Here is a 15,643-nt window from a genome sequence, read left to right as displayed (position 1 = left end):
AATTTTCCCAGCTTAGCTGCTATACCAGGTATGGCAGTGGAGCACTTTTATATATGACGTTTTACCCTCACAAAGAAGATAGCCAAAGTCATCCGGGATTGGCCGGTACCACTCTGCCCTGCTTTCAGACGGCAGCAGCAGAAACTGTTCCATAAAGCCGCTGCCCAGCCAGATACCGCAGCCCTTCTTAACTCTGCTGCGATACCACTCCTCCATGCGCACGGATGTCAGTCCGTCAGTAAATCCAATCACGAAACTCCGATTTTTTCCCGCCGACAGGAGGCTTCGCCTCATTCTCTCCAGCTGCTCTTCCTTCCATTCAGCGCAGAATGCTTCCCAGTCCGGTATCAGGCATAGTCTGCGTATGACGCGTTCTTCCGCCACACATCCGCAGACAGTATCCAGCCTTTCATCCGCCCCGGCGCCACTTCCGGACATAAAAAGGGCTTCCACCTCCAGCCCATCCCATCCTGTGAGTGTCTGAACAAGTGCCTCGAAAAAATCTCTGATACACGCTGCATCTCTGCCGCATACGGGCATAATTCCGTATTTAAATGCATCCCATCCAACTGTTTTTATCGCTGCCTGGCTGACACCGGCAGGCAGAAGTCCTTGTCCTGGCATATTACCCCTCATATAAGCGGGATCCACCCGTTCCGGCATCACCTTTAAGGCAGGAGCACGCGCCCCTTCATTTTCCTTCTGGCATCTCCATACGGTTTCTTCTATCTCCCGGTCTATGCCGCGCATGCCAAAAACTGCCGTATGAAATTCCATCACCCGTTCTCTTCTTACAATACCGCGTCCCGCAAATCCGGCCGGATAAATACCGTCCGTGCTTCCGAACACTGTGGTATAATCACTTTCCTCGTTTTGCAGCAGCGAATATTTCTCCGGAAAGTACTGCGCAATTCCCCATTTTACCGTGCTTCCTGTTGCGGACATCACAAAATAAATGCCATAACGCGGGCCGCTGCGAAAAAGCCGCACCAGTTCTTCCTCTAATTCCGGAAAATTTTCCAAAAGCAGTTCACAGCTATGGATCAATGTCACTATTCTGCACCGTTCCTGTTTATCCTCCTCATTCTGCCTGTATACGAGCTCTTTTTTCAGCATTTCTATGAGCGCATGGGCTTTTTCCGTCTGTCCTGCTCCGATCAAACCGCCTACCTGAGGCGCGTCAAGCCAACAGCGCATTCCCACCGTCTCCAAATCCATCAGATAGAGATGGAGGCTTTTGCTGCCATACTGGTTTATCATAGAATAGATCAGGGTGTGAAGAAAAGTCTTTCTGCCGCTGCCGGGCCGGCCGTACAGCAGCACATTCCCCGAGTCTTCCAGGGGGACGAAAAAGGGCCGTTTACACTGGGACGCAGGGTCATCCAGCTCTCCCGCCAGAGGCGCAAGCTTTTGTGCAGTGTTCCTGCGCACTCCATACTTTTCTGCCAGCTCCTCCATCCATATCACGCCTGGCAGCGGAGGCTGCCAAAGGCAGATCGGTGTAATTTTCTCCTTAACGGCCAAATCCGCAAGATATTCAAGTACCGCATCCGCCTGTGTCGGACGGGTAGCCGGACCGGCGGTCTCACCGGCCGTATATGCAGCAACAGTGCGTCCGGACCGTTCTACCGCCCGGCAGTGCGATGCCCTTATCTGCCTGTTTAGTTCCCGGGAAGCACTGCACCGGCTCCATCCGGACTGCCCCATCTCACACAACTCCATCCCCACCTGCATATAGAATCTTCCCGCATGTTTCAGATAAGCCGCTTCGGACGTTTTGAGCACATCCATGCTATCGCTCTTCTCCTGCACTTTAAAACAGATTCGAAAGCGGCTGTTGCTCCAGATCTGATCATCCACAATGCCGGACGGCTTCTGTGTTGCTAAAATCAGATGGATTCCCAGGCTTCTGCCGATCCGGGCCGCACTGATCAGCTGTTCCATAAACTCCGGATGCTGCGTCTTTAATTCTGCGAACTCATCAGCGATAACAAACAGATGCGGGATCGGCTCCATGGCCAGCTGCTCCCGGACCATTTCCTGATACCTGTAAATATCCACCGAGCCTTCCCCGTTTCTTTGCCCCGCCTCCTTAAACAGCCGCTGCCTTCTGGTCAATTCGCTCTGCAATGATATCAGCGCCCGCTTCACGCTGGAGCCGTCCAGATTCGTCACAGTACCCGCCAGATGCGGCAGTCTCATCCCCTCCTTTTCAAAGCTCCCGGCCAGACCGCCTCCCTTATAATCAATCAATAGGACGGCTGCTTCATGCGGATGGAAATTGATTGCCAGCGATAGAATCAATGTATACAAAAATTCACTCTTTCCCGACCCTGTCATGCCGGCAATCAGGCCGTGGGGACCGTGGGCCTTTTCATGTAAATCCAGATACATAAGCTTTCCGCCCGCTCCGACCCCGATCGGTGTCTTAAGGGACAGGAAGGGACGGTTTCTGCTCCATCTCACATCCGAATTGAGATAGCTGGCCCTGTCTACAGAAAATAACTCAAAGATACTTTTTGCTTCCGGAAGCGCCTTACATGCCTGATCTGTCTCCAACTGCAGATTCGCCATGCAGACCGCCCATATTCCAGGCGTTTTACGGTCATCACCGTCATCCTCCTCATCCAGTCTGAAGATCTGCGGCCGCTTAGGACAATCTTTCAGATACAGACACCCCTGGCCGCCGTCGAGCTCCGCCGCCGCATCGCAGGACCGTGGCAGGTCCCCCCGGCTCTTCCCCAGCACAAGAACACTGACCCGCTCTTTTGCCAGCAGCGCACAGACGCTTTCTGCAGCGCCTGCAGGCAGCATCCCTGCCACAGCCAGCACATAATAAACAGGATGTTCCCGGCCGTCCTGATTGGCAATCGCTTCCGCGAGATCCGACAGCAATATCCGGTATTCACTGCCGGAAGCCAGATAGCGCCGCTCCCGCCCGCTGTCCCAGATGTGCGGCAGCAATCCGGCCCATTTCCACAGTTCTTCCTCCCCTTGCGGATACCACAGAGCAATTTTCAGCTCATCATACCCATGCAGCGTTGTGAGCTGAAGCACCAGCGTCTGAAGAAATGCCACGGATTTCTCACGCTGCGGGCATATAATGCCAAGCATGCGGTACGCCTTTAACGAACAGCAGACCGGCACTTCTTTCAGCGCCGGCGGTTCCTGAAAGAGCCTGTATACTTCCTCCGTCAGAACATCCCGTTCGACAGTGAACCTTTGTAAAGGCAGGTGAATTGTTCCCAAAAGCGGTATGCTGCCGGTCCCAAGCCGGAGGGTCAGAAACGCCTCGCCGGAAGGTTCCCGCTCCCACAGAGCCTCTGTATCCTCCATCGCTCTGCGCCGGCACTCCCTAGTATTCGGATAAAGTTCTCTAAGCCGCACTTCCTGCGCCTCGCAGTCCGCCGCAATCTCCCGCATCATCCGATCCAGATAGGCAAGATAGCTGCGCCGTCTCTCTGCTTCCTCTCTGTGCGCCCTTTTCTTCTCATAGCGCAGGCCGAACGCTGGCCACAGCATGCCTGATACCAGTATGCTGCTGGCCATAACCGCCCCCATCAAAAGCGCCCGGCCGGATGGATCTCCTTCTCCCGAGGCAGTCAGCGCCAGCATGGCAAAGGATGCTGTACCCATGGTGATTGCAGGTCCTACGGTCGATAGCAACGGAGAATTCTTCTGACTTACACAGGCCGGTGGCGCCTCAAGCGTCACTGACACCGGTTCCGGCCCTGTAAGAAAACAGGGGCTTCTGTGAAAATGGTGCAGACGCTGCCACTGTGGCAGTATGGGCTCGGTCAAATCTCCCTGGCTGTATTCATCCAGCAGCGTGATCACTTGCTCGGGCCTGTTTACAGCCAGAAAGCCAGCTCCCACTATGATCTTCATACCCATGACAAATATGCAGTCCCCGAACTCCAGAGCCTGTTGTTCACATCGTTTTCCGTTCACATAGGTTCCGTTTGCGCTGTCCAGATCCTTCATACTCCATTTGCCGCCCCCATACTGCAGCAGCAGATGCTTTCCTGATACAAGCGGGTTCGGGAAACAGATCTGATTGCTGCGGCTCCTGCCTATAGACAGCTCCTGTTTATCAGCCACCGCATATCGTTTAAATAACTGTGCATTTTCAGTTACAGTTTCCGTCAATACATAATACCGGGTATTCTGCCGGCTGTCCTTTACCTCATACAGGCATTCCGGGAACAGCATAACAGATGTTTCCCATCCGGTATGTCTGCCGCGCACAGTTTCACCGCTGCCGGCATAAAGCACCCAATGAACCCCGTCCGCCTCCGCCCGAAGCAGGCACTCCTGCGGCGCATCCAAAAGCGGATCCTGCAGCGTATACCTTCCCTGAATCCTGTCCGGAAGATGAATACAGCGCATGGAATTTCCGCCAAACAGAGTAATTTTCAAAATCTGCTCCTTCTGATCCGTGCAATCTTGATTATATTGATAACTTAAGGGGATTTGCTTCCAGGAATTTGGAAGACTTGTTGAAATGTGAAAATCAGTATAGCAGACAACTTGTAAATATGCAAGCATTTTTTAATTTTTTTCTGAGGTTTGATTAACCGCTGTAAATAACTGCTTGCTATCTAAGCCAAAGTGTGGTATTGTTAATTCACATTTCTTATCAGGAGCTTTCTCCTGAACCACGCGGCAGTTTCCAGCCGACTGATTCCCATTAAACTTGCAATACTGGTGGGGGATTTCTCAGACCTTTTAATTCTTTTAACACTTTTCCCCCTATATTGCGGCACTTAAGAGTGCACACATACTGTCTGCTTTTATCAACGTGTCAGTACACTAGTACAGCATTGCGTAAATAACTGTGCATAGTGTGCGTGATATCTGCGTCAGGTGTGCGTCTGCAAAGCGACGGCGTAGTGGACCCTACGGCTAGCTTTGCAGACATGCACCTGGCTCTTACTAAACGAATAAGCACCGGATATCAGCCGGTGAGATAAGGGGGGATCGCGATCCATCCACGAATTTTTATGGTTACTGTTCTAAGTTTAGCAGTTTTATCAGCTGCGCCCTTGCTTCATGCCCACATTTCAGGTAAAATAAAGGAGAGACTACAGATGGTCAAAGTGAACAAAAAGTATAAAGATCGGTTATTCCGCATGGTGTTTCACGAAAAGGAGGCGCTGCTTGCGCTTTATAACGCTGTTTCCGGCAGCTCCTTCACGGATCCGGACGAGGTTGAAATCGTCACATTGGACGATGTAATCTATATGGGCACCAAAAACGATGCCGCGTTTCTGATTGACGATATTTTAAATCTGTACGAACATCAGAGCACTCAAAATCCCAATATGCCCCTGCGCGGCGTGTTTTATATGGCCGATGAATACCGCAGGTATATTGACAAATACAGACTGAATGTCTACGGAAACAGCCTGATCCGCCTTCCGCTGCCGCAGTATTATGTGTTCTATAACGGGCTTAAGGAGGAGCCGGATCGGACGGAGCTTAAGATCTCGGATGCCTATTCAAAGAAATACCCCGATTTAGTACCTTGCCTGGAGTTTAAAGCCACGATGCTCAATATCAACATCGGGCACAACCAGGAGCTGATGGAGCACTGTCAGAAGCTGAAGGAATATGCGCAGTTTGTGGACGAGGTGCGAAAGAGGCTGGATGAGGGCGCGCGTCTGGAAGACGCGGCGGACGGTGCGGTGAACTGCTGTATTGAAAAGGGGATTCTTGCGGAATTTCTGATTGCACACAGAGCGGAGGTGAATGAAGTGGTCCTTACAGAATACGATGAACAGTTTCATATCGCCTGTGAGAAGGAAGAGAGCAGGCAGGAGGGCCTGGAGGAAGGGATGAAAGCTCTCGTTGAGACCTGTGCTGAGCTGGGCATTTCGAAGGCCGGAATCATCCAAAAACTGCAGGAAAAATTTGCGCTGTCTCATGAATCGGCCGAAAAGTATGCCGAGGAATGGATGCCGGTAAAGAAAGCCGGGCTCACACAGAGCGGTGAGAGCCAAACTCTTACGGAATATGACAGTCAGTTTCATATTTCCTGTGAAAAAGAAGACAGCAGGCAGGAGGTTATAAAGCAGGTCAGGGAACAGGGAATCAAAGCGTTAATTGAAGCTTATGCAGAGCTCGACATTCCCAGAGCCAGAATTGCTGAAAAAGTGGCAGAAAAGTTTTCACTGTCCAAAGATGCGGCCGAAAAGTATATGGAAACATGGTTTCAGGAGGGGCGGCATTAAATCAGCCGCCGCCCCATTAAAACGCCCATCACAGAAGCCATCATAAGGCCCCTGGTCCAGCCGCTGGAGTCACCCAGACAGTACAGACCGGGAATGTTTGTGTTGAAGTCTGAATCCATTTTCACCCGGTTGCTGTAAAATTTCAGTTCCGGTGAATACAGAAGAGTCTCCGGGCTCGCAAAGCCCGGGACTACGTGCTCCACCGCCTGTATAAAATTAATGATATTGATCATTGCCCGGTACGGCATGGCTGCCGTGATATCACCTGCCACTGCATCCGGAAGAGTGGGTTTTACATTGGAGCGTGCCAGCTCTTTCTGCCAGGTACGCTTGCCATCCAAAATATCGCCGAAGCGCTGCACCAGTATATGACCGTTGCCCAGCATATTGGTCAGCTCCCCTACTTTCTGCGCATAGGCGATCGGCTGGTTAAACGGATCGCTGAAATTGTGCGAGCACAGAATAGCCAGATTGGTATTGTTGGATTTGAGGTCTTTATAAGAGTGGCCATTGACTACAGCCAGGTCATTGTCATAATTTTCCTGGCTGACAAAGCCGCCCGGATTCTGGCAGAAGGTGCGGACTTTATTCTTAAAGGGTTTCGGATAGCCAATCAGTTTAGACTCATAAAGTACCTGATTGACAGCCTCCATCACTTCATTGCGGACTTCCACCCGGACACCGATATCCACAGTTCCCGGCTGATGGGCGATTCCATGTTCCTCACACAGCCGCTCCAGCCAATCGGCGCCGCGCCGTCCGGTGGCAACTATCGTGTGTTTAGCCAGGATCTCCAGACCCTCATTTGCATTGACGGCCTTTTCTGCGAAAACGCCCACACAGGAATCATTTTCCAGGATCAGATTCTTGCAGTTATATCCAAACAGGATCTCAACCCCCGCGTCGATCAGATAATTCTGAATCGCAAGATAGATCTCCTGTGCTTTCTCAGTACCCAGATGGCGGATCGGACAGTCAACCAGCTTTAAGCCTGCCTGTATGGCGCGCAGACGGATTCCCTTGATCTCCTCATTTTTTTCTACCCCTTCTATCCGGGTATCCGCTCCGAATTCCAGATAAATCTTGTCCGTATAATTGATCATTTCCTGGGCAAAATCTTCGCCGATCAGTTCCGGCAGAGCCCCGCCCACTTCATAGCTTAAGGACAGCTTTCCGTCAGAAAATGCGCCGGCTCCGGAAAATCCGGTGGTGATATGGCAGTAGGGCTTACAGCCCACACAGGTTTTTGTCTTGTTTTTGGGACATCTGCGTTCTTCCACCGGCCGCCCTTTTTCAACTATCACGATTTTTTTGCTGCTTTTGTTTTTCACCATCTCCAGTGCCGTAAATATACCGGCAGGCCCAGCCCCGATAATCACAACATCACAGTTCATTAAATTACCTCCTTGTTCCGTACAAAAAAAATACCAACCCCCATGCCAGCGGCTACAAGGGCCCCTGTCAAAGGGAACCGCTTATAGTCAACTATTATGGTAGTTGGTAGAAACATTCAACCGATTATGAATTTATATAAGCTCTTTCCACAATGTATAATTTAAACACATGAAACGTTTTCTGTCAAGCAAAATCACCGAAAATGTATCAACCCTGAAATGTATAAACGAAATGTATCACCGGAAATGTATCACCGAAAGCGGATAAGTGAATTACCGTGAGCGGATAGACGATATACAAAGGCAGATCACCCCTGCTGCCAGAAGGGCGCTACAGTTAATCAGCATATTCCAGAAGTTCTCCACAATATCGCTGTTCGCAAACGAGTTGCTTATCATGACAGTCGCAGCGCTGCCAAAGGCAAATGCGATGCAATACCAGCCGGCGGCCTTAAATACGCCGGGCTTAGTCTTCATGATTATCCAGGCACCGGCCCACAGAATGCAAAGCCAGATCAGCGTGATGGGCAGCGCAAGAGGCCAGAACCAATGCAGGTCCGTTCCCAGCAGCTGATTTGCCTCCCACTCTATGAAAAGGAGGTAGGGAAACAAAAGAACCGATCCGGTGAGCAGTCCGGCAAAAATCTTTTCTTTTTTAAGAAGGAAAAACGGTGTTATGACGACACCTGCCAGCAGACAGGAGGACGCTGTAATCAGCGACCATGTCAATGCCCGGCTGATTGCAAGGTCTACAATGAAACAAATCATACAGGCCAGAATCAGGGAACAGTCAAACAGCTCTGCCAGTACCTTTCCCACGCGGTGAGAACGCACTTTCATATTGGTCTGTGCATAGTTCATCGCGTTCAGAAGCATTTTTTCTTCTTTTTCCTCTTTTTCCTCTGTCTCATCCTCCATAACGAACTTCTCATCTTCGCCTTCCAGCAGTTCTCCGACAGTGATATCCAGTGCGGCAGCCAATTCCTTTATCAGACTGATGTCCGGACATCCCGCGCCTCTCTCCCACTTGGATACGGCCTTATCGGTGACTCCCAGGCGCGCCGCCAGCTCTGCCTGTGTCAAGCTCTTACTTTTTCTCTTGTCGGCTATGTAGCGGCCGATTTTCTGGTTATCCATGTTGTTCTCCTTTGGTAGTATGCGCATGATTTTCTACGGTAATTGTCCGCTCCGCGGACGAAAATCAGCGCAGGTATAATCTCTATCGATATTATGCTATGTCAGCAAGCTGACATGCCCCTCCGGGGGATGCGCATGATTTTCTACGGTAATTATCCGCTCCGCGGACGAAAATCAGCGCAGGTATAATCTCTATCGATATTATACCTTACCACACTCGAAAACTCAATCGACCTATGGATGAGTCCGCCCTTTAAAGCCGGGTAAACGCTGCGTAGAGCTGTTTTTCCAGCAAAATACGCCGCACGCAGCTCCTTTTATGGGCTGCTGTGCGGCGCTGTTTTGCTTCTCTCAAATCTCTTCTGTCTCAAACTTCTATCGAATCTCTGCTGTCTCGAATATGAACTTTACGGATCCTTCCATATCTTCACGTATTCCGCTGAAGGATTTATATTTCCCTGTATCCTCTGTAAGTGAATCCACTTTGTCTAACAGATCCTGGATATCACCGTCGAAGGTGGATTTCAGTTTCTGTATGCCGGTTTCATCGAATTCCTTCATGCCCGAAGCCAGCGTATCGGCTCCGTCCGCCAGGGCCAAAACCCCATCCCGCAGTGCGCCTGTTCCTTCTCTTAGCCGGCTGCCTCCATCTTTAAGCTGGCCGCTGGCAGCAGCCAGGCTTCCTGCCCCATCCTTCAATTTGCTGCTCTGTCCTGAAAGCTCATTTGCCCCGTCCTTTAATGCAGCGCTGTTGGAAGTGAGGGCTCCGGCTCCGTCCTTTAAAGCACCGCTGTTTTGCAGCAGCTGGTCTGCGCCGCTAAGCAGATCCGAATTATAGGACATCAGCTCATTCACACCGCTCTGCAGCTGTGTGATGGCTGCGGGCAGCTTAGATAGCCCGGGCAGCATGTTCATCAGCGGTTTTACTACCGGCAGGGCGGTTTGTAATGTGGTCAGCGCGGTTCCCAGGCTGCCAATACCGGCATTCAGGTCCGCAGCTCCGGCTTCCAGCTGCCGGCCAGCGCCCGATTCGCCCTGGATCGCGTTCATCAGACCGTTTACTCCCTGCACATAAGCCTCTGAATTTACAACTCCGTCCTTCACAGCCGGCGCTACCTGCGCCGCAATTCCCTCTGCCAGTGCCGGAACGGAACTGTTTAGCGCATCGTTAAGGCCAGCAGCCACCGCCGCTGCCTGCTCTGCGCTCAGTGTACCGCTGGTTACCAGTGTCTGCAGCACCTGGCTCACTGTGCTCTGCACCGCTCCCGGCACTGCCGATGCGATACCGGTCTCGACACCGCTCTTGATACCAGCCTCCAATCCGCTCTCCAGTCCGCCTGTCAGTTGAGTTAAACCTGCGGCCAGTCCCTGATTATACGCCTTCAGTCCGGCATCCAGATCTTTCGCACCATTTACCAGCGCTGTCAGCTGAACAGGATCAATCCCTTCCGTCAGCGCTGCCAGGCTGTTGATGGCATCCAGCTGTTCCTGGGACATTGTGAGTGCGCTGGTCTTATCCTTCAATTCACCGATCCCGCCGGCCACCTTTGATACGCCTGCCACATAGTCCTTAACACCTCCGGCAAGCTTCTGTGTGCCGTCCACATACTGATTCACACCGCCGGCCAGAGTATTGGCTCCGTCCACATACCGGTTTACGCCGTCTGCCAGGGTATTGGCCCCATCCGTATAAGCATTAACACCGTCTTTAAGCGTTCCGGCGCCGTTCTGAAGCTGATTCAGCCCGTCATTGAGCGTATCAATTCCGGAAGTGAACTCACCCGTTTTAGACTGCAGCGTATTAATGCCGTCCTTCAGTTCTTCAGAACCGTCCACCAGCTTTGCAGACGCATCCGATAATTCATCCAGCGCGTCAGTCAGCTCATCCATTCCCTCAAACTCATCCAGGTTCATATCATTTAAAAGCCCGCAGGAAGCGACGGTCATGGTCGGCCCCATTTCAAAGTCCGTCACGTTGGCAGTTATCGTAAACGAATCCGGAAAGTCAAGGTCTTCCTCGTCAATACCCAGGCTCTCTCCGAGTCCGGGAAGCCCGATGCCCACCACAATATCTGTCTTTCCGTCAGATATCAGCCGGCCGTTTTCCACCGTGATATCGCTGAAACGGTCGGACGGGAGCATTACGCCGGTCAGCATGGTGAAGGGCAGATCCGCCGCTTCATAACTCACCGTCATCTTGAAAGCCCCGCTTTTGCCGGAAAGTTCGGAAGGAGATATCTTCCTGCCGTCCAGCTCGTAGGTGATATTCATCGATACTGGAAGCTCTTGATCGGATGTACCCTGATAGTAGATGTCCGCCCCTTCTGTCTTCCAAACAAGATCCGTGCCGTTTTGTTCAAAGGTTTCATCACCCTTCACATTCTGTATTCCGGTCAGCTCCGAGACATCCTTAAGCTCCGCCTCCTTCCCGGCATTCTTCAGCCAGTCAGAAACAATAATCTTCTCCACACTGCCATCCGGCGCCATGGTTACATACACAGTTTCATCCTTATATACATCACCGGTAATTTCCTGCTCGGATTTGTTTTCCACCTCTTTCAAGGCTTCCATGATTTCCTGCCGGTTCTCATTATTACCGTCCGCCGCTGTTTCCGCATCCTGCTTTGCGAGACTGATATATCCGACAGCCATTGTACCTGCAAGCAGCACCGCAACACCTGCTGCCGTATATTTCTTCCACTTCTTCATAATTTTCTCCTCTTTTCTGTGCCGATGCACGTTCAATTCACAGCATTCCTGCAGTTTCCGCCTCAATTATGAGCAGTTTCCTGAACCGCTTTCACATTTCCATTTCTTCTTTTCGGTCCAAAACCAATAGAAGTGCTGCAGATCACTTTATCCAGTATGATAAACAGGGACGGAAGCACACAAATGACAATCACAGTGCTGATGATCGCACCCCTGGAGAGCAATGTACAGATAGAACTGATCATATCTATTTTGGAATACAGCCCCACGCCAAAGGTTGCCGCGAAGAAGCTGCATCCGCTGATCAGTATGGATTTCATGGAAGTCTCATGGGCAATTCCGATGGCTTCCTTCTTGCTCTTTCCTTTTCCCCTCTCCTTCTGATAGCGGCTGGTCATCAAAATCGCATAATCCACGGTCGCTCCAAGCTGAATTGTTCCGATCACCACGCTGGCCACGAACGGAAGTGTGGTCCCCGTATAAAACGGAATCGCCATATTCATGCAGATCGCAAATTCAATCACAGCAACCAGAATCACCGGCAGGGATATGGATTTAAACACAATCATGATGATGACAAATATTGCTGCGATGGATGCAATGCTCACATTCTTAAAATCCACCGATGTGACATCCTGAAGATCCTTGGTCAGAGGCGCTTCCCCCACCACCATGCCGCCCGGATTGTAACTTTTAACGATATCGCTTAATTCGGTAAGCTGTGTGTTCACCTCTTCCGTGGCAACCTTATAATCGGAGCACACGAACAGGATTTCATATTCATCACTTCTAACCTTATCCAGCAGTTCCTGCGGTATCATCTCCACCGGGAAGGAGGGGCCGACAAAACTGTTAATCCCCAGCGTATACTTGACGCCCTCCACGCCTTCGATTTCCCGGATCATATCGTTCTTCTCTTTATTGTCCAACCCGTTTTCCAGCATCACGATATGGATTGTGTTCATGTTGAAGTCTTCCCCCAGCTTTTTATTCGCAATGGAGCTCTCCAGCGTCTGTGGAAGTGACTGGTCAATGTTATAATAGACCTCTACGTTGTTATTTCCATAGACGGATGGGATCAGGAGCACCAGAAATACCAGGATGAATACTACGTAATGCTTCGTGATAAAGCGTGATATCATTCCCAGATCAGGAATCAGCGCCTTATGATGCAGCTTCTCGATCCATTTATCGCAGAGCAGTATCATGGAGGGCAGCAATGTGACACAGCACAGCACGCCGATCACGACTCCCTTAATCATAACAACACCGATATCCATGCCCAGCGTAAAGCTCATAAAGCAGAGCGCCGCAAAACCGGCAATAGTGGTAACAGAGCTTCCCGCCACTGATTTAAAGGTGTTGGAAATGGCATGAGCCATCGCCCTGTCCTTGTCATTTTCAAAGCGAAGCTTGTTATCCTCATAGCTGTTTAACAGGAAGATGGAGTAGTCCATCGTCACGCCAAGCTGGAGCACCGCGGCCAGCGCCTGGGTGATATAAGAGATCTCCCCGAGAAACAGGTTTGTTCCCATATTAAACAGTACAGCCACCCCGATGCTTAGCATAAACAGAAAAGGGGTGAGAAAGGATTCCATCGTCAGCATCAGCACCAGCATGGACAGAAGCACCGCAATCACTACATAGACCGGCATCTCCTGCAGAGAGAGGTTTTTGATGTCCGTCACCACTCCGCTCATGCCGCTGATATAACACTGTTTATCGCACAGCTTCCGCATCTGGCTGATGGCTTCCATCGTTTCATCGGACGATGTGGTATTGTCAAACAATGCAATCATCATCGTTGCATCCTGACTGTTAAAAGCATTTCGTATTTTTTCCGGTATCATTTCCATGGGGACAGTGATATCCATCACATCGTCATACCATATCACATCCGAAACGTGATCGATGGTTTTGATCTGGTCCTTCAGTTTAACCACATCCTTAGGCTGCATATTTTCCACAATCACCATGGAAAACGCGCCCATTCCCATCTGATCCACCATGATGTCCTGGCCTCTCATTGTCTCCAGTTCGCCTGGCAGGTAATTTAACAGGTCATAGTTCACTCTTGTACGGGCCATTCCGATTGCGGACGGAATCAGCAGAAGCATACACAGGATCACTATGAGCCGCTTATGTTTTACTATCTTCTTGGCTGCTTTTATCATGCTTCACCTACTCGCGCGGTGCGACGCGCTGTTTCTCTCTGACCGGATACGCATTTTTACCCGGCCCTTTTTCTTTTCAACCGGCGGCTGATACAAAAATGACCAACCGTCATTTCTTGCGACTGGAACTGTTATAACGCAGAAATGACCAATAGTCAATATTGTAGCCCGTAATTTTATACTTTTTTAATAATATTGACTTTTGGTCATTTTTGTTATTTAATAATATATGAGAGAGAAAGGCAGGCGTGTGCCATGAGTAAGCTGGAAGAAAATAAAAAGAAAAAAAAAGATGCCCTGTTCAGCACCGCGTTTGAACTGTTCACCACCAAGGGGATTAACAAAACCGCAATCTCCGATATAGTGGAAAAGGCAGGCGTGGCCAAGGGCACCTTCTATCTTTATTTTACGGACAAATATGATATCCGCAACAAACTGGTTTCCCATAAAGCTACGGAGCTGTTCGCCAGTGCCGAGGAAGCGATGGAGCACGCGGAAGGGGTATGTTCCTTTGAGGATAAAATGGTCTTTATCATAGACCATATTATCGACGAACTAAACAGCAATAAATCTCTGCTGGGCTTTATTTCCAAAAACCTGGGATGGGGTGTATTTAAATCCGCCCTCCATCTGCCTCCGGAAGACGACGGACCGGATTTCTATTCCAAATACCTGGCCACGGTAAAGGCGGACCAAACACAGTACCAGGACCCGGAGGTGATGCTGTTTACGATCATTGAACTGACCAGCTCCACATGTTTTAACTCCATCCTGCATGGAGAGCCGCTGTCCATCGAAGAGTATAAACCCCACCTGTACCGGAGCATCCGCGCGATCATTCGGGAATACGCGGTAAAATAGACGGCGGCAGCAACCGCACAAAAAAAGCTGAAACAGCGCATCCTCCGGCTGCTCCAGCTTTTTTATGCGGCTCTTTTAAAGAGCGGTATTTTCGATCCCCCTAAGCTGCTGATCCAGCTGATCCGCAGCATCCTTTTCCATGCCCAGCAGCCCCATGATATCCCGCAGGGTCATCCTGCTCACCAGCGACAGAAATTCTTCACTCCGTCCCATCTTTGCTGCCCTATTTTTCACCTGGCTGATCCAGGGATTTAAAATCTCCATCGCCGCCGCACTGCCCATCAGATGCTTCAGGCTGCAATCCGCCGACAGCCGGGGCTCACAGTCCCCGTTCACCCGGGCTCTGCATTTCGGCTCACTTAACACACCGTCCGCAAAATCGCCGAATATCTCCTTCAGCCACCCGATGCTGTCGTCTACCCATCGGGGAACCCGCTCACTAAAGCCGCCCAGGCTCTGTACAGAGGAGTCGCAGGTGGAAACGCCGTGGGGGCCGAAGCTGTAAATATGACTTTCAAAAGCAATGCCATGTTTTGCAAGAGCGGTCAAAAACCTGGTGGAATTATCCACTGGCACCACAGGATCCGTACGGGTTGCAAATACGAAACAGGGACAGGTCTTCGCATCCACAGCTGCGATTGCGTCGGGCGCGCTTAAATTACAGCCCTTCACATCTTCTCCCAGCACCGCGTAACCAAGCACCGCTGCGTTGGGCCTGTTATCCGCCATGGTGGCCGCACAGCCCGCCAGATGCCCTCCGGCCGAAAATCCGATCACCGCCACCTTATCCGGATAAAGCTTCCATTCTTCCTGCCTGGAACGGATCAGCGCCATAGCCTGTTCATAATCCTTCAGCGGGTTTGGCCAAACCGCATCCTGCATCACCGAATACCGCAGGATAAATACCTGGAAACCCGCTTTCAGATACGGCCAGGCCACCGGATCCGCTTCCCGGTCGGAGCACATGGAATATCCGCCTCCCGGCAGCACCAGCATGGCGGGCCGTCTGGGAATATTTCGAAATTCCCCTTCCACGTCCTGCAGGTAAGCGGTCAGTGTGACATTTCTCTCTTTGTTCAGGACAATCGTTTCTGATCTCATTGCTCTCCTCCTCACAGCCTCTGTTCACATTTGT

General features: G+C 50.8%; 8 protein-coding genes and 1 riboswitch. Of the genes, 2 read left to right on the top strand and 6 right to left on the bottom strand.

Translation table 11 applies throughout. From position 1 onward, the window contains the following. Positions 1 to 12: 12 nt before the first annotated feature. Positions 13 to 4,419 carry an FtsK/SpoIIIE domain-containing protein gene (locus DWZ56_RS10810; protein WP_158584537.1) on the bottom strand — a complete coding sequence of 1,469 codons (4,407 nt, stop codon included), beginning with the start codon at positions 4,417 to 4,419 and terminating at the stop codon, positions 13 to 15. A gap of 671 nt (positions 4,420 to 5,090) precedes the next feature. Between DWZ56_RS10810 and DWZ56_RS10805 the strand changes: the two genes are divergently transcribed. After that, a complete protein-coding gene (locus DWZ56_RS10805; RefSeq protein ID WP_199679579.1) occupies positions 5,091 to 6,233 on the top strand; it encodes a hypothetical protein in 1,143 nt (380 codons plus the stop codon). On the opposite strand, the gene DWZ56_RS10800 is transcribed toward DWZ56_RS10805, so the two are convergent. The 4 genes from DWZ56_RS10800 to DWZ56_RS10785 all read right to left on the bottom strand — a co-directional run bounded on the left by DWZ56_RS10800 (position 6,230) and on the right by DWZ56_RS10785 (position 13,647). Further along, complete coding sequence (locus DWZ56_RS10800) at positions 6,230 to 7,627, bottom strand: NAD(P)/FAD-dependent oxidoreductase (RefSeq protein WP_118556645.1); 1,398 nt, start codon at positions 7,625 to 7,627, stop codon at positions 6,230 to 6,232. The two genes, DWZ56_RS10805 and DWZ56_RS10800, sit on opposite strands and share 4 nt — an antisense overlap. Positions 7,628 to 7,691: 64 nt before the next feature. After that, a riboswitch (purine riboswitch) is annotated at positions 7,692 to 7,787 on the bottom strand. 113 nt (positions 7,788 to 7,900) lie between these two features. Next, complete coding sequence (locus DWZ56_RS10795) at positions 7,901 to 8,764, bottom strand: helix-turn-helix domain-containing protein (protein ID WP_158584536.1); 864 nt, start codon at positions 8,762 to 8,764, stop codon at positions 7,901 to 7,903. A 375-nt stretch (positions 8,765 to 9,139) separates the two neighbouring features. After that, positions 9,140 to 11,473, bottom strand: a complete 2,334-nt coding sequence (locus DWZ56_RS10790) for a hypothetical protein (RefSeq protein ID WP_147369415.1) — start codon at positions 11,471 to 11,473, stop codon at positions 9,140 to 9,142. A 62-nt stretch (positions 11,474 to 11,535) separates the two neighbouring features. Further along, complete coding sequence (locus DWZ56_RS10785; protein ID WP_118556642.1) at positions 11,536 to 13,647, bottom strand: efflux RND transporter permease subunit; 2,112 nt, start codon at positions 13,645 to 13,647, stop codon at positions 11,536 to 11,538. Positions 13,648 to 13,902: 255 nt separating this feature from the next. On the opposite strand from DWZ56_RS10785, the gene DWZ56_RS10780 reads away from it, so the two are divergent. Beyond that, entirely contained in the window at positions 13,903 to 14,508 is a 606-nt protein-coding gene (locus DWZ56_RS10780; protein ID WP_118556641.1) for a TetR/AcrR family transcriptional regulator, read from the top strand. 75 nt (positions 14,509 to 14,583) lie between these two features. Here the strand turns inward: DWZ56_RS10780 and DWZ56_RS10775 are convergent, their stop codons facing one another. Then, positions 14,584 to 15,609 carry an alpha/beta hydrolase gene (locus DWZ56_RS10775; protein WP_118556640.1) on the bottom strand — a complete coding sequence of 342 codons (1,026 nt, stop codon included), beginning with the start codon at positions 15,607 to 15,609 and terminating at the stop codon, positions 14,584 to 14,586. Between the last annotated feature and the right edge of the window lie 34 nt (positions 15,610 to 15,643).

Source organism: Lachnotalea sp. AF33-28, assembly GCF_003477885.1.
Classification (GTDB): domain Bacteria; phylum Bacillota; class Clostridia; order Lachnospirales; family Lachnospiraceae; genus AF33-28.
The sequence above is the reverse complement of the archived record's forward strand: the minus strand, read 5'-3'. Positions and strand labels throughout refer to the sequence as shown.

Excerpts from the sequence above, each read along its gene's own strand:
- DWZ56_RS10785 (WP_118556642.1), bottom strand. The coding sequence starts at position 13,647 with ATGATAAAAGCAGCCAAGAAGATAGTAAAACATAAGCGGCTCATAGTG.
- DWZ56_RS10800 (WP_118556645.1), bottom strand. The coding sequence starts at position 7,627 with ATGAACTGTGATGTTGTGATTATCGGGGCTGGGCCTGCCGGTATATTT.
- DWZ56_RS10795 (WP_158584536.1), bottom strand. The coding sequence starts at position 8,764 with ATGGATAACCAGAAAATCGGCCGCTACATAGCCGACAAGAGAAAAAGT.
- DWZ56_RS10790 (WP_147369415.1), bottom strand. The coding sequence starts at position 11,473 with ATGAAGAAGTGGAAGAAATATACGGCAGCAGGTGTTGCGGTGCTGCTT.
- DWZ56_RS10780 (WP_118556641.1), top strand. The coding sequence starts at position 13,903 with ATGAGTAAGCTGGAAGAAAATAAAAAGAAAAAAAAAGATGCCCTGTTC.
- DWZ56_RS10805 (WP_199679579.1), top strand. The coding sequence starts at position 5,091 with ATGGTCAAAGTGAACAAAAAGTATAAAGATCGGTTATTCCGCATGGTG.
- DWZ56_RS10775 (WP_118556640.1), bottom strand. The coding sequence starts at position 15,609 with ATGAGATCAGAAACGATTGTCCTGAACAAAGAGAGAAATGTCACACTG.